We start from the raw sequence: 25325 nt of genomic DNA on the forward strand, positions 1-25325 counted from the left end.
GTGGTAGAGGTTAAGTTGGTAGGAATAATCAGTAAGATTATGTTATACATCTAACGTTCTGTAAAGAATGAATCCTATAATCGAAGAAGGACAGATTCATGGATCGTTTAGACAATCTTCATAAATTCTATTGACAATCTTAATGAGAATAATTATCATTGTGCTGAGTGTTGATAATGATAATTGTTCTCAATAATTATTATTAATAAACAATATCTACAATACATAGAGGGTATGAGGGGGAGAAATTCGATGCGCAGTATGAAGGGTGTCGTGTTTATCGTATTGATATTTGCTTTGGCTTTAGCCGGTTGCGGCGGGGGTGCGGCATCCAATGAAGGAGGCAGCTCCACGGCAGCGAAGAATTCGGATCAAGGGGCTGCACAGGGCGGGGATAACACTGAAAGCACACCGGAGACCCGAATCATCAAGCACGCTCTGGGCGAGACGAAAATTACGGGCGTTCCGAAGCGTATTGTCGCGCTGGAATGGCTTTACGCGGAGGATGTCCTGGCACTTGGTGTTCAGCCTGTGGGCATTGCAGACATTGAAGGGATGAACCAATGGGTGAACATCCCGGTAGAGATCGGGGCGGACGTTACCGATGTCGGCACCCGTCAAGAGCCGAATCTGGAGCTGATCGCTTCCTTGAAGCCGGACCTGATCATCGGTTTGAAATCGAATCTTGAAGCCGGCTATGATACGTACAACAGCATCGCGCCTACCTTGGTGTTTGATCCTTATCCGACTGAGGGACAAGGGGATCAATATGAAGAGATGGTTAATACCTTCAATACGATTGCTGACGTGCTTGGCAAGAAAGACGAAGCCGCAAAAGTGCTTAGCGATCTGGATCAAACCTATGCCGATGCCAAAGCCAAGCTTGAAGCAGCCGGCATGACGGAAAAACCGTTTGCGCTCGCCATGGGATACAGTAACCAGAATGCGGTGACGTTCCGGATTTCGACGGATAATTCCTTGGCCGTCAAAATTCTGGAGCACATCGGGCTGACCAATGCCCACAAACCTGATCAATTTGAGGTTTATGGCTTTACCACCACAGACGTAGAGGCATTGCCTGCCCTTCAGGATGCGAATTTCCTGCATATTATCCAGGAGAGCGATAACATCATCGAGAACCAATTGAAGGACAATCCGGTGTGGAAAGGTCTGAACTTTGTTAAAGAAGACCGCGTGTACGCACTTGGCGGTGACATGTGGCCATACGGCGGCCCATTGTCTGCCCAAACCATGGCCCAGAAGACAGCTGACCTGCTCACAAAATGAGTCTCGGCAACAAACTGGCACAAGGCTCCGCGCCGGTGAGCATTCATCCAGCCCCACCCGTTTCCTCAGGTAGGGGCTGGAAGCCGTTATGGATGCTGGTTGGAGGCCTGGTGGCTCTGTTATTCCTCACGTTTATCAGCTTGACGCAAGGGCTAGCCGATATATCCGTCAATACGGTCGTGCAGGCCCTGGTGTCTCCGCAGGATATCGCGGATCACCATCTCATCCGCAGCGTGCGCCTTCCGCGTACGGCCATGGGCCTGTTGGCTGGCGCCGCCTTGGCGGTGTCGGGCGTGCTTATGCAGACCGTCACGCGCAACCCGCTGGCCTCGGAGACGACGCTTGGCGTAAATGCCGGCGCTTATTTGGCCGTCGTGGCGGGGATGATCTTCTGGCCGGGACTGCTGCATCAGTATGCCCTTCCACTGGCAGTGGCAGGGGGGACGCTGGCGGCCGTCGCCGTCTATGCGCTGGCGGGAAAAACGCAGGGCTCTCCTCTGCGGATTGCATTATCCGGGATGATTGTCACCCTGGTTTTATCCTCCGTTACGAGTGCGCTGGTGCTGCTGAACCAGCAAACGACGCAGGGGATTTTTCTGTGGGGCTCCGGCTCGCTTATTCAGAATGACTGGGATGGCGTAGCTTTTTCATGGCCGTGGATCATTGGCGGGCTGATCGTGCTGTGTTTGGCGGTACGTCAGTGGGACATTCTGACCCTCAATGAGGAGTCGGCACGTTCCCTTGGCCAAAAAGTCGGCACCACCCGTTTGCTTGCGATGGGGGCAGCGATTGTGCTGGCCTGCGTGACCGTGAGCGTGGTCGGTCCGATCGGCTTTATCGGGCTGGTCGCTCCCCATCTGGTCCGCCTGTCCGGCGTGGTCCGGCATGCGGGGTTAATTCCGCTGGCTGCCTTATGGGGCTCGGCTCTGCTTGTCGGGGCCGACACGGTGGCCAGGATGTTCATAAACGCCTACGGGGAGCTTCCGGTCGGAGCCATTACGGCCATGATTGGTGCCCCGTGCCTCATCTGGCTTGCCATGCGGGTATCCCGTTCGTTGATCGGAGGGCGCGGGTCTTCCGGCGGATCGATGATGGCAGGCACGAGCCTGCGCCGGATACCTTATCCGGCCTTGGTAACACTGTTCAGCGTGCTGCTGGTGCTGGTATGGGTATTCAGCCTGATGAGCGGCAGTCTACGCATTCCCTTCACGGAAGTGCTGGCCGTGCTTACGGGAGGCGGCGAGTCGATGTATCGCCAGATTCTGTTGGAGTTCCGCCTGCCCAGGCTGTTAACAGCCGGATTATCCGGCATGGCGCTGGCCGTCAGCGGCAGTCTTCTGCAGAATGCGGTCCGCAATCCGCTGGGGGATCCCCAGGTGATCGGAGTGACCAGCGGAGCCGGTGCTGGCGCACTGCTCCTGATGATCGGTTTTCCGCAATTGTCGGCAGGCTGGGTCCCGGTCGGCGCGGTTCTTGGGGGGATGGCTGCAGCTGCTTTGGTATATGCGGTGTCCTGGAAAAGAGGACTTCATCCGACGATTCTTACGCTGGTCGGCATTGCCGTTGCCGCGCTTGGTTCCGCCATCATCAATCTGATGATCATTCATGCCAAGGTGGACGTAGCCCCCGCATTATCCTGGATGGCGGGCAGCACATATAACCGGGGCTGGACGGAGGTGCAGCGGATTGTTCCCGCTATTCTGATCCTGCTTCCTCTGGCTGCGTGGCTCGGGCGGAAGGTGGATCTGCTGACGTTCAGCGAAGAAAGCTCAACCGGCCTCGGTCTCCATGTACGGAATACCCGGGTGTATGTCGCCATCATTGCGGTGCTGTTGGCTTCGATTGCCGCAGCCAATGTCGGCTCGGTCGGCTTTATCGGACTGCTTGCGCCGCATGCCGCCAGAATGCTGGTTGGGGCTCGCCATCGGCAATCGATGGTCATCGCGGCGCTGCTCGGCGGAATTTTGCTGGCTGGGGCGGACTGGATCGGGAGGGTGGTCATGATTCCGAAGGAGTTGCCTTCGGGTATCGTTACCGCGCTTCTGGGTGCGCCGTATCTGTTATATCTGATGGGAAAAACCAATAAGCTGAAGAAGAAATAACCGTGATATATTCAAAAAGGCTATTCCATAGTCGCCAAGAGAGGCGACATGGGATAGCCTTTTTTGTCTTCATTCGGTTGATTATTAGATTTGCCGTGTTGTGCTTCTTGTGGCTGCGGTCGGCTGTTAGGCTTCCGTGTACCGTACAAAAGACAGGATGATATCCTGCGGATGATCTCCGAAACCCGAACCATATAGATTCAGGCCGTTCGGGTGCTCGGCGTCTTTCTTCACTTCGAAGCGGACGCGGATGGGCCGGTTAAAGGCAAGCTCCAGCGAATCGATGGTCGTGGCGCTGGACTCGTGGCCATTGACCTGGCTGCCTTGTTTGGTTACGCGCCATTCCGTCAGCAAACCGTACTCACTGCCGCTTCTCCATTTATCCGGGGTGAGTTTCCCCTTGCGATCACCAAAATCACCGGGACTCCTCCAAGTGCCTACAGGTTGGTCGTTGATGCTAACCGTGATGTCGGATGGCCAATCCTGCTGGAAGGAAGGCGCTTCGGAGCTAAGCTCCGCGCGGATGCGCAGCTCATCAAGGGCCGCTCCGGGCGGCATAGGGTTCGCAAAATAATATTCGATATATCCTGATCCCGAGAACCAGAGCAGCGCAGCCTCCGTTCGTTCCGGCATGTAAAAGGCGCGCGGATCGTCAGGGGATCCGATCAGAGATCCGTCCCGAGCTGCTATCCCGCAGGTTGGCTCGATATAGCAGTGGGAGAACATGCCGATGGGCATGTGGATTTCTTCCGTGCGCTGCAGCCCCTCGCCCGGCTTCGATGGCAGCTCGAGAAAAATGGAACGGCAGGTGACGGCGCAGATTTTTTCCCGGTTCGCTCCTTGCGAAGAGACGATCAGATCCGCTTGCTCCAGCATCTGGACATTAATGGACACCGTAGGCTGCGCAATCCCTAGCGCCTCTGCTAACTGACCGACACTCATCGGTTTATCGCCAAGCGCTTCAAGGATGCGGACACGGACATCACTGGATAGGGCCTTGGCCACTTCCACGATCCGGGATGCCGGATAACGGTTGGTTTCCAGCTTCGATTCGTTCATAATCCCCTTCCTTTACTGAAGAGTTGTAGTAGCTCCAAGTGTACAATACATTTGGTATATTGTAAAAGTATAATGTACATTGCATTTATTATATACAGGTGCTAGAATAGGGGCAAATTCAGAAAAAGGAAAGGTTGTGTACGCTTCATGAAGACTCCTGTAGCACCCTCCATTCACACGAAAATTCCGCGCGCGGAGTATCCTAGACCGGATTTTGAGCGAAAAGACTGGTTGAATTTGAACGGCCAGTGGTCGTTCCGGCTCGACATGCAAGGATCAGATGATGTACAACAACAAGCGGGTACGGGCGCCGATGGAGACGCTGCTGCCCTGGAGGGTGGAGACGCCAGCCTTTTTACTTCAGAGATTACGGTGCCCTTCTCTTGGGTTAGTCCCCTGTCCGGCATTGAGCGTAACGAGAAGGGGGTAGGCTGGTATCGTCGATCCGTGAAGTGGGAGCCAACCGGGAGCCAGTCCCGGATCTTTCTGCGGTTTGGTGCCGTCGATTATCTGTGTGATGTATGGGTCAACGGCAAGCATGTCGGCTCGCATCAAGGCGGCTACGGAACCTTCGAGTTTGACGTGACAGCGGTGTGGGATTTGGTAAAAGACAATACGATCGTTGTGCGTGCAGAGGACTTCGACCACAATTATCAGGCCCGAGGGAAGCAGGGGTACGGCGAGATCCGGGGCATTTGGCAGCCGGTTTGGCTGGAGGCCCGGCCGCAAACCTACTTGGAGCAAGCCATCTTTACGACCTCCATTGACGGTCGGATCGAATTGAAATCCAAGATCCAGGCTCAAGAAGCAGGGACAGTGACACTTCAACTCTCGTTTGCGGAGGGCTCGGTTACGCATCAGGTGGAGTGGGAACTGCAAGAAGGCGCGAATGAACGGACAACGGTGTTCCAAGTCCACGACCCGCGGTTGTGGAGTCCTGAAACCCCTCATTTATACGAAGGGGAGCTGCGACTGGCCGGTTCATCCGGCGAAGATGTCGTCCATACTTATTTTGGCATACGGGAGATCGGAACGGCGAAGTTTGACGGACGGGATTACCGCTGGATCACGTTGAACGGGAAGCCGGTTTATTTAAACGGGACGCTGGACCAATCCTACCATCAGACGGGATTCTTTACTTATCCGACGGATACGGAGATGCGGGACGAGATCTATCTGATGAAACGGCTGGGACTGAACTTCGTGCGGATTCATATCAAGCCGGAGGAGCCCCGCAAGCTGTATTGGGCGGATAAACTCGGAATTCTGGTGATGGAGGATATGCCGTGCTTCTGGGGCAATCCGGATGAAGCGGCGCGTTCCGCCTATGAGCGCGAGGCGCTGGAAGTGATGGAGCGGGACCGGAATCATCCGTCAATCTTTTCATGGGTCATGTTTAACGAGACTTGGGGACTCCGTACGGATAGCGAGTCTGCCGGCCTGACGGGCGGCGAAGGACAGCATCGGTATTATCTTCCGGAGACCCAGGAGTGGGTAAGGGAGAAATACAGATGGGCCAAGGAGCTGGACCCGACTCGGATTGTGGAAGACAATTCTCCATGCGCCTACGATCATGTGGAGACGGATATCAATACTTGGCATTTTTACATCAACGGTTATGAACCGCTGCGGAATCATATCGAGGAGATTGTCCAGAAGACCTATCCAGGGTCCGAACATAACTATATCGGCGGCAATCAGCAAGGCGACGCTCCGCTCATGAACAGTGAATGCGGAAACGTGTGGGGAATTGACGGAGGAGCCGGGGACAGCGATCTCGCGTGGCATTACCGTTACATGCTGAACGAGTTCCGGCGCCATGATAAGCTGTGCGGCTTCGTATTTACGGAGTTCCGTGACGTGACAAACGAATTTAACGGCTATTACCGCCTGGATGGGACGGACAAAAAATTCGGGTACGAGGATTTTGTGCCGGGCATGACGATCGCCGATCTGCACACGCCGGATTTCATCGTTATTGACGCACCGCCTTGCCAGACGCTGGACCAAGGGGCTGAGGCTGTCATACCGCTGCTGCGCTCCAGTTATTCGGATCAATACCATGGACAGAAGCTTACCCTTGCCTGGGAATTATCCTATGATCAGCTCGGAACGAAGGTTGTCGCTGATCAAGGCACCCTGGATGTGGTCTGGGGCGGCTACGGTGTTGCGCCACTAACGGAACTCAAGCTTCGCATGCCGAAGACCGATGCGGTTGCGATCCTTGGAGTTCGTCTCTTAAATGAAGGAAGAGGTGTGGTAACGCGCAACTTTACGACGTTTGATGTTCGTGGCGGAAAAGGTCAGGGGAACGATGGAGCGGAAGGGAGCACCGTAAGCATCCCGGTTAACACATTCCGTGAGCAAAGCTTCGCCTACATGTGGGAGGCGCTTCAAGGCTCCAAAGTGAATGGCGGCGGAGAAGGCCGATTCGTCTATGAGGTGCAGCTGCCGGATCACGACGAACAGCCGCTGATCCGCGATATCGAGATATTCTTCGAGGCTGGAGCGAAACGCTTATTGGCCAGAAATATCGAGGGGGCGCGGCATCGCACGCATGGCATCGACTTTATGCACGGCGCTTCGGCGGATGTGGAGTATAACCCGAGCACTTACTATATGACGGATGAAGAGCTGCATGAATCCCGTATTTCCGTATGGGTGGACGATGTCCAAATCGGTGAGGCTGTGCTCGCGGATGATCCTGCCGATAGCCGGGGCGTTCTGTCGTGGCACTATCAGCCGGTCCATAATCTTCTGGAAGAGGCCGGTTCGTACGGATACCTGTGCCAGGCGCAGGTACCGGGCAGACTCGCGGCTGAGCTTGACCGCAAGCGCAGCTTCCGACTGGAGCTGCGGGCCGAGAAGGGCGGCATCAGTCTGTATGGTCGGAATGCAGGGCGTTATCCGATCGATTTGCTGGTGCGGTGTCGGTGAGGATAAATAAATGAAATGGGCTGCCCGTTAGTAGTGAATAACTACGTGCCGGGCAGCCCATTTTTTATGGTGATTTTTATAGAGCGTTCTTGTATTCACGAATCCTCACAGGCGGCTTTAGACGAATCACCTTAGGGTTCAAGACCGGCCGCGATGAAACAAATACTTCCATTGGATACTTATAATCGATTGGTTTGTAAATGAACTTAATCTAGAAGAGTCATTCATAAACCAAGGATCGGCCCAAATCGATACGCAGAGTGAATAATATGTTAAGTGAAATTCTATCTAAAGCTTATAAACTCAATAAATGATACAATATAATAAAAACGTTTGGAGGGATCAAACGTGAAGTGGCAAGAAGTACAACAAATCTTCCCCAATCAATTTGTAAAGTTCGAAATTCTTCATTCTGAAGAGAAAGATAATCAAGAAAATATTGATGATGTGGCTGTAATTGGGCCAGTAAGAGATGAAGAAGCGACACAAGAATTATTAAATAGTAAAGATAAGACCTTAGTTTACCACACTTCTAAGGACCAGGTTATTGTGAAAGTTCGAAAGAATGTTGGCCTGAGGAGATATCTTTAATGAAAATTGAATATAGAGATGGGTTATTATTTACGGAAGTAACTATTCTTTTTAATGGGCAAAAGAAAACAATAAATAATATAGTTATTGACACAGGAGCAAGTCATACTTTGATTTCACAGGATGAAGTAGATGATATTGGTATTCGAGTCACCCTAGAAGATGATATTATAACTAGTTATGGAATCGGCGGAAAAGAACATGCATTTACCAAGATGATAGAGGCGATCCAGGTAGGATTCAATATTGATTTAGACAACCTTGAATTACTACGTCTGCAATGAAGTGAGTTTTTTCAAATAAGAATGGACTTCACTAAACAATGTATTCACGAAACCGAAACATAACACAGCATAGTTCTTATTGCGTCTAGTGTAGTATGTATATCCCTCATGTAACATCATCACTGCTCCAACTATCATCTTCGTTAATTAAACTAGCTAATCTAGTAACTGAATATTTTTGCTATCCTCATTTTTATCAACACCGTTTAAAATTAGAATCCTTTATGAGAATCGGGTCCTTATAAAAAAGCCAGCATCATCCCAATGGTTGGATAACGCTGGCTTCTTTTTCCTGTCTTGCAATTAACCTGTTTCACCGCTTCTTCCAGAACAGCTGGAGCGCCATCCTCGCGCACCATAGGGAGAACAGCAGGAACAGCAGCGCCCAGACGAAGGCCGGGAGCACGGTCATGTTGGCCAGGTTGGAGGCGTCGCCTGCTTGTTTGGGCTGGGTCAGCGCCATGGTCAGGAGGGTTAGCGGACCGACCACGGACTCTTCCAGCACGAGAAAGGCAAGCAGCAGGTAGTAGAAATTGCGGATCTTCTCGCCGAGGAAATAGAAGATCAAATTCACGATCATAAAAATAATGAGCCACCATAATCCATAGCCGGCGCGAACGAAGAAAATGATCATAATGAGAGCAAGCACGGTAATGGTGATCAGTCCGGTGGCCTGCTTTTTCTTGGCATAGCCGTAGAACATCAGAATGGCGAACAGGGACGCCGACATATAACCTGCTAGCGAGACCACAATCGGACTCCAGCCGCCGGAAGCCAGCATGGAATAGGTCACGCCGCTGTGATCGGGATTCAGCTCGATGCTGAGCACCCGCCCCGACATGAGTAGGGTCATGACGGCATGCCCCAGCTCATGGATCATCGTATCCAGGATACGGAACCAGGAAGAGAAGGGGATCAGCCTTGTCAGAATAGCCGCGCCCACTAGAAATAACAATGCTTTCAGCCATTTATTCATTCGAAGGTCCTTTCAGCATAAAGTCATTCGCTAGACTGTCATTCCGTCCATTATAATACAGATGATAAACATGTGAAAACCGGGTAGTCCCTATAGGTTAAATGGTATAATTGAAGTTGTGACGGAGGTTCATGTTCGATGACAAACGATAAGCCTAACAACGACAATCACATAAAAGATATAAGACAAACTACGCACGTGAGTGACCAAGGGATTCGTTTTGCCGAATTCGAGCTGGCGGGTGATGAGCAGGACGTTTCGCTGCCGGACAAGCAGTCAGTTATGCTGAATCAGGAGCAGGAACCCATGAATCCTGTGGCACCAACGAAGAAATCCTTGATTGTGAAGCCGCAGCAGCCGCTGGATATGAATTGGGATGAGGACTTCCGCTACGTGACCAAGGAGCAGCAATTCGTTCAAAGGGCGAGGGAACTCGCATGGCATGTAGAGGGGGCGACCCCTTTTGTAGCCTTCAAAAGCTATTGGCCAACCTACGACCAGATGGCCAGCGACCAGTTCAAATGGTATTTTTACTGGCGGGAGGAAGTCAGGTCCGGGCGGTACCCGGATACGGACTTATCCTATTTGTTTGTCTATTTTTACGAGCTGATCCACGGCGTGGGTTGGAGCGATCCTCTGCAAGGCTATGAATTGATGGAGCAGGCATGGATGGCCTACCGCAAGCGTTATTCCAAGCTGGATACGTACCTGCGGGAGTGGTTATATGATTTTATGATCGTGCATGGCCTGGATATGCCGATCCGCGAAACGTACCAGCGCTTTCCGCGCGTTCTATCCAGTGAGCTGAAGGAGAAGGAATGGAAGCGTCGGTTCTCCCTCCAGCCCGTGGAGCTGACGTGGGAGCTGCTGCTCGATTTACTGGATTATGACGTGGAGAAGAGCCGTTTTTATCAGGAGAGTGGCCGCAAGGACTTGGAACAGTATGCCCCCAAAGTCATTGCGCTCGTGGACAGCTATTGGGCCAAAATAAGGGGGCACCGATTCATCGACCACTTTCAGCCCCGGCCCCGGCAGGTGAAACGGCATTTATTCCGCAGCGCGGTGTACGATCATGGGTTATACGGGCGAAACGTCGTGCTGACGGTGGTGTCTTTAAGCGAGTATGCACCTTTGCGTTCCTATATAACGGCGCTGGTACGCTTGACCGAGAATAAGCTGCGGGAGCTGAGAGGTTTCAAGGGACGGCTGCGCGGCCCGGATGTAGTGGATCCTGAAATAGTAGAGATTATTACCCGTTATCTGAAAAAAGAGATTCAGGAGCAGATAGAGGCCCAGCGCAGACAGGCGATACCTGAGGTTCAGATCGACACCGGGAAGCTGCGCCGATTACAGCAGGAGTCGGACCAGGTCCGCGACATGCTGCTTACGGAGGAAGCGGGGCAGCAGGCTGAAGCGAGCAACAGTCAGCCGGCATCGGAACCAGCTTCGTCCGTTGGTGCTTCTTCAGATCACTCCGAAGATACGGGAGCAAGCAGTAACATGGCTGCACCTTCCAAGGGCCGATCTTCCCGAAAATCGGCGGCGAAGAAACCGGACGTGTTCCAGGCGGTGATGGATTTTGATGCGGATCCTTATGAGGTTGAAGCCATAGAGGTACGTGATCAGCTTGATGAAGCAGATGGCATCGTTCACTCCGTGAACACGGAAGAATCGAAATCAGAAGCAGCGAACGGAAAGTCTATGGGGTCGTCAGGGAGTGCTGGTGATCGCTCAATGCAATCCACAGGCTCTCTAGAGCTCAAGCCGCTGCCTTCATCAGAGCATTCATCTGAAGCTGGGGGCATCCACGTTATAGACCCGCACGTCGTAGATGTAGAGGCCCTTATAGGGATGCCTACAGTAGGAGAGCAGTTGTGGCAATGGGAGGTAGAGGATGAGGAATGGCAGGAGCTTGCAGAGCGTCTCAATCCCACCCACCTGGAAGTTCTCCACGCCCTCAAGGCGGGACCGAACCGCTCGGAGCTGCAGCAAATTGCGGAGAAGGTCGGTTCCATGCCGGCGTTATTGCTTGATGAGATCAATGAGGCCGCGATGGACACCATCGGTGATCTTTTGATCGATGGAGAGGTCATTGCGGATGATTATATAGATATGCTGGAAACATTAAAGTCCGTATAACCGGACGTGTGGAAATAGATTTTATGTTTTGAGAGATGTTTGTAAGATGCTTGAAAGAGGTGGAACTATGACGGAACTAAAAATACCGAAACGGCTCACAACGGCCCTCGTAAACTCTTTAACGGCAGGGGTCGTGCCGCGGGTGGGGCTTGAGTTCATCGCCGTCGGCCGGAAGCCGGAGGTGGAGTCCATCCTGCGCGATATGGAAAATATCGCCGAGGGCGGCGCCGCCTTCCGCCTGATTACGGGCCGCTACGGAAGCGGCAAAAGCTTCCTGCTGCAGATCATCCGCAACTACGCGATGGACCGCGATTTCGTGGTGGCGGATGCGGATCTGTCGCCGGAGCGGCGGCTGGTGGGCACGAAAGGGCAAGGTCTTGCCACTTACCGTGAGCTGATGACCCATCTGTCCACAAGGACGCGTCCGGACGGGGGCGCGTTGGAGGCCATTTTGCAGAAATGGATTGCCGCGATCCAGCAGGACATTATGCAGGAGACGGGCATGCGGCCAGATGATCCTGCCCTGAATGATCGGGTGGAGCTGCAGATCTATGCGGTGACAAACGGCATGCAGAATCTGGTGCACGGGTTTGATTTTGCGAAGGTGTTGGCTGCCTACTGGAACGGCTATAAGCTTGGCGACGATGACCGCAAGGGAGCGGCGCTGCGCTGGCTCCGCGGGGAAGTTCCGACGAAGACGGAGGCGCGTAAGGACCTTGGCGTCGGGGTCATTATCGATGATGACAATTGGTACGATTATATGAAGCTGTGGTCCGAGTTTACGGCGGCCATTGGGTATAAGGGATTGCTGCTGTTCATTGACGAAGGGGTTAATCTCTACAAAATTACCAACAGCGTATCCCGCCAGAGCAACTACGAGAAGCTGCTGACCATGTTCAACGACACGATGCAGGGCAAAGCGGAGCATCTGGGCATCTACATGGGCGGAACACCGCAGTTTGTCGAGGATGAGCGCCGGGGGCTCTTCAGTTATGACGCGCTGCGTTCCCGCCTGATCGACGGACGCTACGGCAGCAGCTCGCTGAGAACGTACACTTCGCCCATCCTGAAGCTGGACATGCTGTCGTATGAGGAGATTCTGATCCTCCTGCAAAAGCTGCGGGATATCCACGCCCTGCACTTCAAATATGAAGCGCAGTTAACGGATGATCAGCTCATCGCATTCATGCAGACGGCCGTGAATAGGTTGGGAGCAGAGGAGCTGCTCACCACCCGCGAGGTGGTGCGGGATTTCATGGATCTGCTGCATACGCTGCATCAGCATCCCGATGCCACGTTTGAAGAGCTGCTAGGCGAGCGTGCCGCAGCGCAGCCGCAAGGCAAAGGGCCGAATGATGCCGATTCGGACGATCTGGACGATCTGCTGGCGGAGTTTGAATTATGAGTGCGAACCCTTTTTCCAGGCTGGCCCCGTTCATTCAGGAGTTTATCTATAAAAAAAGATGGGATACGCTTCGCGAAGCGCAGGTGGAAGCCTGCCGGGTCCTGTTCGACACGTCCAATCATCTGCTGATCGCTTCCGGCACGGCATCGGGCAAGACCGAAGCCGCGTTCTTCCCGGCGCTGACGGAGCTGTACAACGTGCCTTCCAGCTCAGTAGGGATCCTGTATATCGGCCCGCTTAAGGCGCTGATCAACGATCAGTTTGAGCGCATCTCCGATCTGTTGAAGGAGGGCCAGGTGCCGGTATGGCATTGGCATGGCGATGTGTCCCAAGCCGAGAAAACGAAGCTGATGCAGAAGCCGTCGGGCGTGCTGCAGATTACGCCGGAATCGCTTGAAGGGCTGCTCATGAACCGGCCGAACGCCATCCCGGCGCTGTTCCAGGATTTGCGGTATGTCATCATTGACGAGGTGCATGCCTTTATGGGAGCGGATCGGGGCATTCAGGTGCTGAGCCAGCTGACCCGGATCGAGCGGATGGCTTCCTGTTCCCCTCGCCGCATCGGGCTGTCGGCTACGCTTAGCGATTACGAGACCGCTGCCGGCTGGCTGGGCGCAGGCACGAAGAACGCGGTCGAGGTTGTCTCGCCGCAAGGGGGGCGGAAGCTGCGGCTGTCGGTCGAGCATTTCTCCTTCCCCGATGCGCGGGATGAGAAGCAGGCGGAGCAGCTGGAGCTTGCCCGTAAAGCCTATTACGATTTCGTATACGACAACACGCATCTGAAAAAAGCGCTGGTCTTCACCAACAGCCGCTCGGATGCCGAGCTGACCACGCTCGAGCTGCGCCGGATTGCGGCCAAGCGCGAGCAGCGGGACGTCTTCCATGTGCACCATGGAAGCATCTCGGCGATGCTGCGCGAGGAAGCCGAGGCTGCGCTCCGTGAAGGTCCGGGGCCGGCGGTTGCAGCGGCCACCCTGACGCTGGAGCTCGGCATCGATCTCGGCGAGCTGGAGCGGGTGATTCAGCTGGGCGCGCCGTACAGCTGCTCCAGCTTCGTTCAGCGGCTCGGCCGCTCCGGCCGGCGCGGGGATCAGGCCTCCGAGATGATGTTCCTCTGTCCGGAGGACGAGGATGAGGAGGCCATGCTGCCTGCGCGCATGCCATGGATGCTGCTCCGGGCCATTGCAGTCATCGAGCTGTATATTCGCGAGAAGTGGGTCGAACCGCTGGCCCTGCGGAAGAAGCCGGTGGGCGTGCTCTATCATCAAACGATGAGCACGCTTAAGAGCATGGGTGAAGCCGAGCCGCCGGATCTGGCGAGAGCAGTGCTGTCTCTCCCGGCTTTCCGCGGCATTGAGCCGGAGGAATACAAGGAGTTCTTGCAGTATTTGCTGCAGACGGACCATATCCAGCGTACGGAGGAAGGAAGCTTGATCATCGGCCTTGGCGGGGAGAAAATCGTGAACAACTACCGCTTCTACGCGGTGTTTAAGGACGATGAAGAGCATGTCGTATATAACGGGTCCGAAGAAATCGGATCGATTACGACCGTGCCGCCGCCGGGCTACTGCTTCTCGCTCGCGGGCAAGCTGTGGAAGGTGGAGGAAGTCGATACGAAGCATAAGGCCCTGTATGTAAAGTCGGCCAAAGGCAAGGTCGATACCTTATGGCTTGGCGCAGGCGGCGATGTGCATACTCGCGTGGTGCAGAAGATGCGGGAGGTGCTGGCGGACAGCGCCATTTATCCGTATCTGGCGCCGGGCGCGGTGAATCGTCTGGAACGGGCTCGTCGTCTCGCCCGGGAAAGCGGACTGCTGAAGCAGGTGGTCCTACCGGCGGGCGGCGACTCCCTGTTCATCCTGCCTTGGGCGGGCAGCAAGCAGTTCCGCACGCTGGAACGACTGCTGAAGCATAATCTGTCGGAACGGCTGGCGCTTCGCTCTATCGTGCCGATGGAGCCATATTATATGGTGGTCGCGGGTAAGGTCGATAATAAGACGCTGATGGAGGAAATCAAGCAGGAACTGATGGATTGCGAGGACGCAAGCGCACTCCTGGATCCGGACGAAGCGCCGTATCTCGGCAAATATGACGAGTTCGTCCCGCCGAAGCTCGTTCGCACCGCTTTTGCCGCCGACGGACTGGATCTGGAGGGATTGGCTGATGTGCTGGGGATGGCACATGGAGCAGCGGGAAGGGGAGCTATGGATGTGTGACAAGGAAGAAATACTTCCTTATGGCAATGTGAACGAAGTCGTACGTATCGGTAATAACGTTCATCGTACTACTGAATGGAGTTCTTTCGTGCATGACTTGCTTCGACACTTGGATAAGCAGGGGTTTGAAGGCGCCCCCAAGTTCATAGGCATTGATCATAGCGGTCGCGAGATCTTGTCCTACATTCCTGGCGAAGTGCCGGGAAACCAATATCCTGATTTTAAACCCTATATATGGTCGGATCATGCCCTTATCCAGAGTGCTGTGTTGTTACGGCGTTATCATGACGCCGTACAGGACTTTGCCGCAGCTTCAATCCAACCGGAGGTTGCACATAACTCTCAGGCTTCGGGGGAATGGGACGAAGAAGTGGTCTGTCACAATGATGCCGCGCCATACAATATCGTGTTTCAAGACGAGGTGCCGGTTGCACTGATTGATTTTGATCTGGCTGCGCCAGGTCCAAGAATCTGGGACGTCGTTTATATGCTGTACACCTCAGTCCCGCTGGCAAGCTTTGCAATAGATTACACTACGGGGACATCGATACCTTATCAATCGGAATTACATGCTGCGGATCGCACGCAGAGAGTATCGCTGTTCTTTAAGTCCTATGGCATATCACCGCCTCCCAACTTGAAAGAATGGACTATTAGACGCATCAAGGCATTATGCGATACACTTACAACCGGTGCGGCACAAGGCAACAAGGCTTATCAGAACATGATCGATGACGGGCATGTGGCCCATTACGAACGAGAGATTCAATTTCTGCAGGCACACTTTGAAGAGTGGTACCGATGAAGGGTACCGATTTGAAGAGTGTCTGCTTTTTTTCATATCTATCCCCCAGGGGTCGCTGAGCATAATCGAAAAAAATATTTGTAACCCCTTCCAAAAAAACATTGTGTTCACCTCGCGTATGTGGTAACTTATGTACATAAAAACGTTTTTATCGCAAAGGAAGAATGGAATGGTTATATGGGTAAAGTAACAATCAAGGATGTGGCAAGAGAAGCCGGCGTCTCCATTTCTACGGTTTCGAATGCATTGAACGATGTAGATGTATTGAACCCGGAGACCAAATCCCATGTGCTGAAGGTGGCGGAGCGACTCAATTATGTGCCTAACCTGAACGGAAAGCTGTTGAAGTCGGGGAAGACCAAGATGCTGGGCTTCTTTACGACAAGCGTGTCAGGGCCTTACTTCTACACATTGGTGGAGTCGATGTCACGTGAATGTGACCGTCTGGGTTATGGATTGAACGTATTCGTGACGAAGGATAAGCAGATAATCATGAGCAATATTATGGGCGGCCGGGTGGATGGCGTCATTATCTTTGAAGAGCTGAAGATCGACGATAGAGACATCGCCGCTATGGAGAAGGACAAGATTAAGGCCGTTTTTCTGGATCGCGAGGTTCAGAGTGAGACGATGGGCAGCATCATATTCGACTCTTACGTGGCCGGTTATGAAGCAACCAAGTACCTGATCAGCCTGGGACATAAGAAGATTGCCTACATCTCCGGCGTGGATACGATGTTTGACAGCGTGCAGCGGAAAGAAGGATATCTGGCCGCGCTTCGGGAGTGCCAGTTCCCGATCGACGGAGACTACATCCTGCAAGGCTATTTTGAGGAAGAGGGTTCCTATAACGCCGTCAAATCGTTTCTTCACTTACACCCTGGCAAAGTGCCGGACGCGTTTCTTGCCGGTAATGACGTGAGTGCCATCGGCTGCATTCGGGCGTTGAAGTCCCATGGATACGAGGTTCCGCAGGACGTCAGCGTCGTAGGATTCGATGATATCGATATCGCGCAGTATTTTACGCCGCCTTTATCGACCGTACGCAATCAGATTGCCAGACAGGGGATTCTGGTCGTGGACCATCTGGTGCGCATGATTCAGAAGAAAGAGAAGGGCAAGATTCAGAAGCTTCCGGGAGAGCTGGTCGTTCGCGGCTCCAGTCATGTGAAGATGAATCGGAATGAATCGGGTTAAGCGAAGAGACGAGACTTACCAAGTCGCTTTTTTTAAAATGATTCAATAAAATCAGGGTGTTTTTTTGCCGAAAATAAAAACGTTTTTATGGCGGTTTTGTATCAAAGGAGGCTAAGCAGGTGAGCAAAACAACTGCAGTTCAGTCAACCGGCACGGGAGCGGTTCGACCTACCGGGAAAAAGCCGATGGGGCAGAGGATCAAGGAATTCTTTATGGATTACAAGCGGCAATGGGAGCTTCAATCGATGATCATTCCCGGCGTCATCTTCATGTTCATCTTCTGCTACATACCGATTTACGGTTTGACGATTGCGTTTAAAAATTACACCGTTATCGATACGCTGGATTCCGCGCCGTGGGTGGGCTTGGATAACTTCAAAATTATTTTGTCGGACAAGTATTTTTGGGATTCCGTCGTCAACACGCTGGGCATCAGCTTCTTGAAATTGGCGATCGGCTTTGTCATTCCGATCATTCTGGCCATCATGATTTACGAGGTGGGCATGGGGCGCTTCAAAAAAATCGTCCAAACCGTCTCCTACCTGCCCCACTTCTTGTCCTGGATCGTATTGGGTGGCATGCTCATTACTTGGTTCTCGACATCCGGCCTGTTCAACGAGATATTGCTTGCTTTGGGGCTGATCTCGCAGCCGCAAAACATTTTGCTTGATCCAAGCAAGTATTGGTGGATCGCAACGCTGTCGGATATTTGGAAAGAGGCCGGCTGGGGAACGATTCTGTATCTGGCGATTATGGCCAAGATCGATCCTACCTACTACGAGGCTGCAAGAATCGACGGGGCCAGCCGACTAAGACAGATCTGGAACATTACCTTACCGAACATGAAGATGATTATCAGCTTGAATCTGATCCTGACTGTAAGCGGTTTATTGGGATCGAATCTGGATCAAACTTTGGTGCTCATGAATTCGCAGAACCGGGAAAAGGCTGAAGTCATTAACTCGTACGTGTACCGGATGGGTATGACGCAGGGAGATTTCTCCTATGCCACAGCCGTTGGTTTGGGTGTATCCATCATCTCCGTCATTCTGCTCGTTACGGCGAATAAGGTGACCAGTAAATTAAACGATAATCAATCCGTTCTATAGGTCATGCAGAAGGGGGTATAACGGTGAATTTCAAAGCAGCAAAAGGGGATCTCGACAGCCGGATCTTTGATACGATCAACATCATTTTACTGGTTACGTTTACGATCATCATCGTCGTTCCGTTATGGAACGTCGTCGTCTCATCCTTCAGCTCGGGCAGATCCCTTGCCGAGGGCGGGTTCATCTTCTGGCCTACCGAATTCTCGCTTGAGAATTATCAGGCCGTGTTCAGGGATGCGAATATATGGAACGCCTTCTTCATCTCGGTGGCCAAAACCGTGATCGGGGTTATCACGCACGTGTTCTTCTGTGCCATGGTGGGTTACGGCTTGAGCAAAAAATACGTACGCGGTCGCAAGTTCTACGTGGCGATGGGCGTCGTCACCATGTTTTTCTCGGGCGGCATGATTCCGACGTACTTGTTGATCAAAGACTTGGGGCTGTTAAACAGCTTCTGGGTTTATATTATCCCAGCCCTGTTAAGCTTTTACGACGTCATCATTCTGATGAATTTCTTCCGCAACGTGCCGGATTCGCTGGAAGAGTCGGCGAAGATCGACGGCGGGGGGGACTGGAGGATTTTCCTGAGCATCTTCATTCCGCTTTCGATGCCGGCTATGGCGACGATAGCCCTGTTTAACGGGGTGGGGCAGTGGAATGATTTTATGACCACCAAATTGTATATCACTGATCAGTCGCTGTATCCGTTACAGATGATGCTGTATGAGATTATTGTGCAGTCCCAGACCCAATCGATGCAAAATATCGGTTCGGTCGCGATTCAGACAACGACCAAAGGGGTCCAACTAGCAACAATTGTCGTGACGACGCTGCCGATTGTTGTGATGTATCCAATATTACAGAAATATTTTATCTCCGGCATGATGCTCGGAGCTGTTAAAGAGTAGAGAAACTGCTCTTTAAAGGGGTGGAACAGAAGCAAGTCAGGGTCTGGTAAGTAAGCGCTTTTATTAAAAGGGAGGGTTACAGGATGTTGATGAACAAAGCATTTGGCAAGAAAGGACTTACGCTGATTACGGCATTGATGGCGGTTGTGCTGGTTGTGAGCGGCTGCGGCGGGTCTGGCGGGAATTCCGGCTCCAAGAAGGAAAATTGGGTTTCGATCGAGGATCGTTATACACCGAATGCCGAGACGCCGGCTTGGCAGCTGGATAAAAAAGAAGAGACAACGGAGCTTACGTGGTACGTGAATGCGGATTGGTGGAATACGGATTTTGGCAAGGACGTTGTAACTAAAAAGATTAAGGAAGACCTGAACATCAACATCAAATTTATCACGGGTGACGACACCAAGCTGAATACGTTTTTTGCCGGCGGGGACATGCCGGATCTGATTACGACGTTTGACTCCAATTCTCCGGTTGTGCAGAAGGCGGCGACATGGGCGCTGCCGCTGAACGATCTGGCCGAGAAATACGACCCTTACTTCAATAAAGTAGCGGCGCAGGATACCCTCAACTGGTTCCAATTGAAGGATGGCAAGACGTACGGATATCCGAACTACTCCAATACCCAGGAGGATTATGACAGCGGTAACATTCCGGCCAAAACGGCATTTATCATCCGCAAGGATGTTTACGAAGCGTTAGGTAAGCCTGCTATGGGAACGCCGGAAGAATTCCGGACCGTTCTTGCTGATATCAAGAAGCAATTCCCTGCTCTGATTCCACTTGGATTCAACTCCATCGGCGAAGGAACGGGCTCGCTTGGCGACGTGCTGCAGGATTTCATCGGCGTACCGCTGGAGGAGAATGGCGGTTTCTATAACCGTAATCTGGATGAAGATTATCTGACTTGGGTGAAGGCGTTCAATACCGTATATCGGGACGGCGCGATCAGCGATGACAGCTTTGCCGATGACGGAACGGCTTTTGAAGAGAAGGTGAAAGCGGGCAAATACGCAACGATCATGCTGGACGGCACGCCGCAGCAGGGCGGAAACCTGCAGAGCTTCTACAGCAACAACAAAGGCAAAGAATACATCGCAATTGACGGACCGCAAAGCACGGCAGGACGCCAGCCGACGTTGAATCAATCCGGTATCACCGGCTGGATGATCAGCTTCATTACGAAAAATAATGCAGATCCTGCCAAGTCGATTCAGCTCTTCACCTACCTGTTAAGCGAAGAAGGACAAATGCTGATGAATTACGGCATCGAAGGCGAGACCTACCAGGTGAATGCAGATGGAACGGTGGAGTTCCTCCCTGCCGTAAAGGATCTTCAGATGAACAATCCGGATACCTTCAAAAAGGATTACCGCATGGGCGAATTTATGTTCTTCGGGCATGACCGCCATAAAGCGCTGAGCGGGGATGCGTTCCCGGATGCGATCAAGCAAATGCAGGAATGGGGCAAAGGCAAGCTGACGCCGCACTTTATTTTGGAGAACATCAACCCGGATCAGGGAACACCGGAAGCACGCTCCCTGACGGCCATCAATACGAAATGGAACTCCACGCTCGTCAGCATGATTCGTTCCAAGGACGACGCAGCCTTCGATAGTCTCTTGAACGAATATAAAAAGTTCCTGGACGATAACAACTGGGATAAAATCGTCGAAGTTCGCAACGAAAAGATGAAGGCGAACAAAGAGAAGCTGGGGCTGAAATAACTCTAGGGTAATGGTAGGGAGGGTCCCCTTCTTGACAGGAGAGGGGCTCTTTCCAAAGTTATCTTCAGTAGGCCATGGATAGGAAGACACAAGAAAGCTGGAGGGAAACAACATGCTGAACATCACCATCTACCAGTCGAACGGGGAAGAAGAATTATTCGTGAAGAAAGACAAGGCGCAGCTGACACCCGTAACTACGGGTGCACAGCAGCATACGGTTGTCATCGATGAGGAGCAGACGTTTCAGGAGATGGACGGCTTCGGCGCGTCCTTCACGGACTCCGCTGCTTATCTGATCCATCAGGTGCTGGATGCGACGCAGCGTTCAGAGCTCATGAAGCAGCTCTTTGATCCCAGCGAAGGGATCGGATTATCTGTACTCCGCCAGCCGATGGGGGCATCCGATTACGCGCGTGACTTCTACAGCTATAATGATATGCCTGAGGGTCAGACGGATGTAGAGCTGGAGCATTTCTCCATTGCGCATGACGAGGAAGACGTTATTCCTCTCCTGCAGGAAGCGCTCCGTTTGAATCCGGACGTCCAGCTGATGGGCTCCCCGTGGAGTCCGCCCGGCTGGATGAAGACGAGCGGGTCAATGATCGGTGGAGAGCTGAAACCCGAATACTATTCGGTGTATGCTAATTATTTTGTGCGTTACATTCAAGGGTATGAAGCTAACGGTCTGCCAATCTATGCAATCACGCCGCAAAATGAGGCATTGTACTCGCCGGGTCATTATCCAGGCATGATCATGCTGCCCGAGGCGCAAAGCGATTTCATCAAGAATCATCTGAAGCCGCAATTCGTGAAGAACGGTATCGATACGAAAATCTTTTGTTATGACCATAACTGGGACAAGCCGGACTACCCGTTGACCGTTTTTGAGCAAGCGGGAGACGCTGTGGATGGCGTCGCTTGGCACTGGTACGGCGGCAAGCCGTCGGCCCAATCCGAAGTGTTCGATGCATTCCCGGGGAAAGAGGTTCATTTCACGGAAGGATCGGGCGGGGAGTGGATCCCGCCGTTTGAGCAGGCCTTCTCCAATGTGATGCGAACCGGAATCGAGATACTTCGCAATCACAGTAAATCCTACGTGCTGTGGAATATGGCGCTGGACGAGAAGAACGGCCCTACCGTTCCGGGCTTTGGAAAAAGCACCTGCCGCGGCATAGTCACGGTAAATCAGCAGACGAAGGAGCTTACCTATACGCTGGACTACTATGCGCTGGCGCATTTTAGTAAGGTGATCCGTCCGAAAGCGGTTCGCATTGCTTCTACCAGCAATGAGTGCATCCGTTCGGTAGCATTCAAGAACACGGATGGATCGATTGCCGTTGTGTTGTTTAACGACAGCGAGCATGTGGAGAGTACTGCACTGCGCTTGAGAGGAACGGAACACCTTAACCTCAGCCTTGCGCCGAAAAGCGCTGTATCTGTATTGATAGAGGTGTTAGGGTGAGGTAACATTTTCATAGGTTAGATAAGATAAGGCACTCTGTTCGGCGCCATCGGCCTTTTTGGTTGATGGTTGCATTGGCTGGGGTGCCTTTTCATATATAGAGTTGGTTATTTCATATAGAAACGGTAGAATAATAACAAGAATAAGGTTTACCAAAGAAAATACAGGTGACAATCATGACCATTAAAACGTTATTTATTGCTCCGTATCCCGCAATGAGCCATTTAATAGAAGAATGCCGGAAGGAAGAGCCGGAGCTGGATGTGCAAGTCGAGGTCGGCAATTTGCTAGAAGCGGTTCCTCTGGCAAAGGAAGGCGAACGCATGGGATATGACGTGATTATTAGCCGGGGCGGTACGGCTAAGCTGATCGAATCCGAGGTACGCATTCCCGTTATCGATGTCCATGTTTCAGGCTATGACATGCTGCGCGTGCTCACCTTAGCCAATCATTTTCCAGGCAAAAAAGCCATTGTGGGCTTCTCCAATATTACGCTTGGAGCCAAAGCCATTACCGATGTGCTGGATATCGAGGTTGACGTGTTCACGGTAGAGAAGGCCGAAGAGGTGGATCGGCTGCTGGAGGATCTGAAGACGAAGGGCTTCGAATTAATCATGGGCGATGTGGTGACGATAGAAGCAGCTGCCAAGCACCATTTGGAAGGGATTCTGATCCAATCCGGGCGCGAGGCCATCTTCGATGCGTTTCAAAAGGCCAAATCCGCGTTTCGGTTACATGAACGGACGCAGTGGGAAATATCTTTTCTGCAAGCACTGCTGAAGGAAACGGCTGCGAACCTTGCCGTATTGGATGCTGAGGGACAGGTTGTATATGAACAGTGGCCGGATTATGGTTCCTGTCCGCTCCCGGTGGAAGCCTTGCAAGCCGATCTACGGCTAAACCGGGAGGCGGAAGCCTCTGTCCTGATTCAGGATGACGGAACCCGGAAGCTTAAGCAGAGAAGGACGCTGAAAGTAATACAGGGACAGCGGTACTACCTGTACACTTTTTCCGAGATGAAGCAAAATGGGGAGGCCGCAGGCTATCATGTCGAGGCCGTGGCCCAATTGCCGATGTTGATATCGCAAAGCGAGGCGATGCGCAGCTGCCTGCAGCGGATCGAGGGTCATCTGGACAGCCGTGCCTTGATTCTCATCGGCGAAGCCGGTACAGGCAAGCAGCTGCTCTCCCGGTATATTCATTACCGAAAGAACGAAGGCCGGGGCTTGTATGTCCGGCTTACCGGAAAGCAGGCTGTGGCCTTGTCGGAAAACCACGAAAAGGAAGCTTGGGACAGCGATATCCGCACGCTATATCTCCATGGATTGGATGCGATCGCTCCGCAAGAAATGGCGGATTTGAAGCAGTGGATGAACGAGATGAAAAACCGGGCATTCACGGTCATCCTCTCGCTGGAAAAGGACGATTCGAATTATCATCCCCTCCTGCTGGATGAGGAGGCGGCAAGGATTGCCGTGCCGGCTCTGCGCGAGCGTATGGACGACATCAAACCATTGGTGACTTATTATATTGCCTCCTACCATGGCACGCTTGGGACTTCACCGATTAAGATCAAGGAGGAAGCGATTCAGCTGCTGACCCAGTACGATTGGCCGGGCAACGTGTCGGAGCTGAAAATCCTGCTCCAGGACGCAGTGACGGAGGAGAAGGGCTACGTGATCGGCAAGCCGCTCATTTCCCGGCTTCTTGCCAAGAAGGAAGGTCATCCGTCAACTGCAATGAGTCCCGAGTTTCTTCATGGTACGCTGGATGAGATCGAGAAGAGGATCATCGACGCGATTATGGAGGAAGAACAATTTAATCAGACGAAGGTTGCGGAGCGGCTCGGTATCAACCGTTCGACCCTGTGGAGAAAGCTGAAACAATAGTTTCAGCTTTTTTTTGTTTTGCGATCAATAGATCCCTCCGTTTCGGCAGATATTAGGATAAAGAGGGATTTATTTCAATAAACTAGCGGCAACGCAACAATCAATTGTTTAAATTTGCAACAATTAATCTTTAATATGTTGCAAATTTAATTGTATGCACTTACAATAAACCCTGCAAGCGATTTCAATATGAAATCACTGTTTAATATTGAAACAATTATTAGAGGGGTGTTACAATAATGAAGATTAAAGCGACGTTGGATCGGATTCCTGGAGGTATGATGGTAGTACCGTTGCTTATTGCAGCAGTCATCAATACTTTTGCTCCGGATCTACTCCGGATCGGGAATTTTACGGAGTCTTTATTTGTAAACGGTTCAGGTACATTGATTGCGCTGTTCCTCCTCTGTACGGGGGCACAGATTAACGTCAAATCTTTTGGCGTTTCCGTTGGAAAAGGAGCAACGCTGCTTGCAACGAAGTGGGTGGTCGGCGCAGCGTTCGGACTGATCGCTTACCTGTTTGCCGGAGAGAACGGATTGTGGCTGGGTCTGGCGCCGATAGCTGTCATTGCGGCGATGACCAACAGTAATGGGGGATTGTTTGTAGCCTTGGTAGGCCAATATGGCAGCAAGGAAGACCGTGCTGCGTATTCGCTGCTTGCCCTGAATGACGGACCTTTCCTCACGATGGTGGCCTTATCAATCTTCGGCGCCATGGGATTCGTGGACGGCATGTTCTCCTTCGTATCCTTCATCTCGGTTCTTCTTCCGATTATTGTGGGGATGGTGCTGGGTAATTTGGATGAGGAGATGCGCAAGTTTTTGGACAAAGGCAGCTCCATGCTGATTCCGTTCTTTGCATTTGCGCTCGGAATGGGCATTGATTTCGGAGCGATCGTGGATGGCGGCTTGTCGGGTATCATTCTTGGACTGCTTACGGTTTTCGTTACAGGTACTGCAGGATACTTTGTGTTTAAAGCGTTGAAATGGAATCCGATCGTGGGGGCGGCGGAAGGCTCCACAGCCGGTAATGCCGTGGCTACGCCTGCTGCAATCGGGGCGGCGAATGCTTCCTTTGCAGCATTTACCGATATCGCGACGGTGCAGGTTGCGGCGTCCGTGGTAACGACCGCCATCCTGCTTCCTTTATATGTCGGGTTTTTAGTGAAGCGTCTAGAGAAGAAAGGGCACTCATTTGATACAAATACAGCAGATGCCGAATCATAGAAG

The 25325-nt window shown here is 52.3% G+C and carries 18 protein-coding genes; 16 read left to right on the forward strand and 2 right to left on the reverse strand.

Annotated elements, in window-relative coordinates; all coding sequences use genetic code 11:
• The first annotated feature begins 252 nt into the window (after positions 1 to 252).
• Positions 253 to 1287, forward strand: a complete 1035-nt coding sequence (locus tag BJP58_RS21055; RefSeq protein WP_194540408.1) for an ABC transporter substrate-binding protein — start codon at positions 253 to 255, stop codon at positions 1285 to 1287.
• On the forward strand, positions 1284 to 3389 hold the full coding sequence (fhuB, locus tag BJP58_RS21060) for a Fe(3+)-hydroxamate ABC transporter permease FhuB (protein WP_194540409.1): 2106 nt from the start codon (positions 1284 to 1286) through the stop codon (positions 3387 to 3389). Before BJP58_RS21055 ends, fhuB begins: the two co-directional genes overlap by 4 nt.
• Before the next feature lie 126 nt (positions 3390 to 3515).
• Here fhuB and BJP58_RS21065 read toward each other — a convergent pair whose 3' ends face one another.
• A complete protein-coding gene (locus BJP58_RS21065) occupies positions 3516 to 4448 on the reverse strand; it encodes an ArsR/SmtB family transcription factor (protein WP_194540410.1) in 933 nt (310 codons plus the stop codon).
• Positions 4449 to 4595: 147 nt separating this feature from the next.
• Here BJP58_RS21065 and BJP58_RS21070 point away from each other — a divergent pair, with 147 nt between their 5' ends.
• The 3 genes from BJP58_RS21070 (at position 4596) to BJP58_RS21080 (ending at position 8260) form a co-directional block, all read left to right on the forward strand.
• Complete coding sequence (locus BJP58_RS21070; protein ID WP_194540411.1) at positions 4596 to 7385, forward strand: glycoside hydrolase family 2 protein; 2790 nt, start codon at positions 4596 to 4598, stop codon at positions 7383 to 7385.
• A gap of 348 nt (positions 7386 to 7733) precedes the next feature.
• Positions 7734 to 7976, forward strand: coding sequence for a hypothetical protein (locus tag BJP58_RS21075; RefSeq protein ID WP_194540412.1), 243 nt, complete (start codon positions 7734 to 7736; stop codon positions 7974 to 7976).
• Positions 7976 to 8260 carry an aspartyl protease family protein gene (locus BJP58_RS21080; RefSeq protein WP_194540413.1) on the forward strand — a complete coding sequence of 95 codons (285 nt, stop codon included), beginning with the start codon at positions 7976 to 7978 and terminating at the stop codon, positions 8258 to 8260. Before BJP58_RS21075 ends, BJP58_RS21080 begins: the two co-directional genes overlap by 1 nt.
• 313 nt (positions 8261 to 8573) lie before the next feature.
• Here BJP58_RS21080 and BJP58_RS21085 read toward each other — a convergent pair whose 3' ends face one another.
• The gene (locus tag BJP58_RS21085) at positions 8574 to 9236 is read right to left on the reverse strand and encodes a M50 family metallopeptidase (protein ID WP_194540414.1); all 663 of its coding nucleotides are present in this window, start codon (positions 9234 to 9236) and stop codon (positions 8574 to 8576) included.
• A 138-nt stretch (positions 9237 to 9374) separates the two neighbouring features.
• Here BJP58_RS21085 and BJP58_RS21090 point away from each other — a divergent pair, with 138 nt between their 5' ends.
• From BJP58_RS21090 to BJP58_RS21140, 11 genes are all read left to right on the forward strand, one after another.
• Positions 9375 to 11375 carry a TerB N-terminal domain-containing protein gene (locus BJP58_RS21090; RefSeq protein WP_194540415.1) on the forward strand — a complete coding sequence of 667 codons (2001 nt, stop codon included), beginning with the start codon at positions 9375 to 9377 and terminating at the stop codon, positions 11373 to 11375.
• 67 nt (positions 11376 to 11442) lie between these two features.
• A complete protein-coding gene (locus tag BJP58_RS21095; RefSeq protein WP_194540416.1) occupies positions 11443 to 12780 on the forward strand; it encodes an ATP-binding protein in 1338 nt (445 codons plus the stop codon).
• Positions 12777 to 14996 (forward strand): DEAD/DEAH box helicase, encoded by a 2220-nt coding sequence (locus tag BJP58_RS21100; RefSeq protein WP_194540417.1) that lies wholly within the window; start codon positions 12777 to 12779, stop codon positions 14994 to 14996. The genes BJP58_RS21095 and BJP58_RS21100 overlap by 4 nt, the downstream gene beginning before the upstream one ends.
• Entirely contained in the window at positions 14962 to 15801 is an 840-nt protein-coding gene (locus BJP58_RS21105; protein ID WP_233354707.1) for a phosphotransferase, read from the forward strand. Before BJP58_RS21100 ends, BJP58_RS21105 begins: the two co-directional genes overlap by 35 nt.
• Positions 15802 to 15978: 177 nt before the next feature.
• A complete protein-coding gene (locus BJP58_RS21110) occupies positions 15979 to 16998 on the forward strand; it encodes a LacI family DNA-binding transcriptional regulator (RefSeq protein ID WP_194540418.1) in 1020 nt (339 codons plus the stop codon).
• Between the two features lie 119 nt (positions 16999 to 17117).
• Positions 17118 to 18107 (forward strand): ABC transporter permease, encoded by a 990-nt coding sequence (locus BJP58_RS21115; RefSeq protein WP_194540419.1) that lies wholly within the window; start codon positions 17118 to 17120, stop codon positions 18105 to 18107.
• A 23-nt stretch (positions 18108 to 18130) separates the two neighbouring features.
• Positions 18131 to 19015 (forward strand): carbohydrate ABC transporter permease, encoded by an 885-nt coding sequence (locus BJP58_RS21120; RefSeq protein WP_194540420.1) that lies wholly within the window; start codon positions 18131 to 18133, stop codon positions 19013 to 19015.
• An 83-nt stretch (positions 19016 to 19098) separates the two neighbouring features.
• Positions 19099 to 20742, forward strand: a complete 1644-nt coding sequence (locus BJP58_RS21125) for a type 2 periplasmic-binding domain-containing protein (protein ID WP_194540421.1) — start codon at positions 19099 to 19101, stop codon at positions 20740 to 20742.
• Positions 20743 to 20854: 112 nt separating this feature from the next.
• On the forward strand, positions 20855 to 22204 hold the full coding sequence (locus BJP58_RS21130) for a glycoside hydrolase family 30 protein (RefSeq protein WP_194540422.1): 1350 nt from the start codon (positions 20855 to 20857) through the stop codon (positions 22202 to 22204).
• A gap of 176 nt (positions 22205 to 22380) precedes the next feature.
• A complete protein-coding gene (locus tag BJP58_RS21135) occupies positions 22381 to 24093 on the forward strand; it encodes a sigma-54-dependent transcriptional regulator (RefSeq protein ID WP_194540423.1) in 1713 nt (570 codons plus the stop codon).
• Positions 24094 to 24332: 239 nt separating this feature from the next.
• Positions 24333 to 25322 (forward strand): 2-keto-3-deoxygluconate permease, encoded by a 990-nt coding sequence (locus BJP58_RS21140; protein ID WP_194540424.1) that lies wholly within the window; start codon positions 24333 to 24335, stop codon positions 25320 to 25322.
• Positions 25323 to 25325: the final 3 nt, after the last annotated feature.

This window comes from Paenibacillus sp. JZ16, assembly GCF_015326965.1.
Lineage (GTDB): Bacteria > Bacillota > Bacilli > Paenibacillales > Paenibacillaceae > Paenibacillus_AQ.

Excerpts from the sequence above, each read along its gene's own strand:
- BJP58_RS21055 (WP_194540408.1), top strand. The coding sequence starts at position 253 with ATGCGCAGTATGAAGGGTGTCGTGTTTATCGTATTGATATTTGCTTTG.
- fhuB (WP_194540409.1), top strand. The coding sequence starts at position 1,284 with ATGAGTCTCGGCAACAAACTGGCACAAGGCTCCGCGCCGGTGAGCATT.
- BJP58_RS21065 (WP_194540410.1), bottom strand. The coding sequence starts at position 4,448 with ATGAACGAATCGAAGCTGGAAACCAACCGTTATCCGGCATCCCGGATC.
- BJP58_RS21070 (WP_194540411.1), top strand. The coding sequence starts at position 4,596 with ATGAAGACTCCTGTAGCACCCTCCATTCACACGAAAATTCCGCGCGCG.
- BJP58_RS21080 (WP_194540413.1), top strand. The coding sequence starts at position 7,976 with ATGAAAATTGAATATAGAGATGGGTTATTATTTACGGAAGTAACTATT.
- BJP58_RS21085 (WP_194540414.1), bottom strand. The coding sequence starts at position 9,236 with ATGAATAAATGGCTGAAAGCATTGTTATTTCTAGTGGGCGCGGCTATT.
- BJP58_RS21090 (WP_194540415.1), top strand. The coding sequence starts at position 9,375 with ATGACAAACGATAAGCCTAACAACGACAATCACATAAAAGATATAAGA.
- BJP58_RS21095 (WP_194540416.1), top strand. The coding sequence starts at position 11,443 with ATGACGGAACTAAAAATACCGAAACGGCTCACAACGGCCCTCGTAAAC.
- BJP58_RS21100 (WP_194540417.1), top strand. The coding sequence starts at position 12,777 with ATGAGTGCGAACCCTTTTTCCAGGCTGGCCCCGTTCATTCAGGAGTTT.
- BJP58_RS21105 (WP_233354707.1), top strand. The coding sequence starts at position 14,962 with ATGGAGCAGCGGGAAGGGGAGCTATGGATGTGTGACAAGGAAGAAATA.
- BJP58_RS21110 (WP_194540418.1), top strand. The coding sequence starts at position 15,979 with ATGGGTAAAGTAACAATCAAGGATGTGGCAAGAGAAGCCGGCGTCTCC.
- BJP58_RS21125 (WP_194540421.1), top strand. The coding sequence starts at position 19,099 with ATGTTGATGAACAAAGCATTTGGCAAGAAAGGACTTACGCTGATTACG.
- BJP58_RS21130 (WP_194540422.1), top strand. The coding sequence starts at position 20,855 with ATGCTGAACATCACCATCTACCAGTCGAACGGGGAAGAAGAATTATTC.
- BJP58_RS21135 (WP_194540423.1), top strand. The coding sequence starts at position 22,381 with ATGACCATTAAAACGTTATTTATTGCTCCGTATCCCGCAATGAGCCAT.
- BJP58_RS21140 (WP_194540424.1), top strand. The coding sequence starts at position 24,333 with ATGAAGATTAAAGCGACGTTGGATCGGATTCCTGGAGGTATGATGGTA.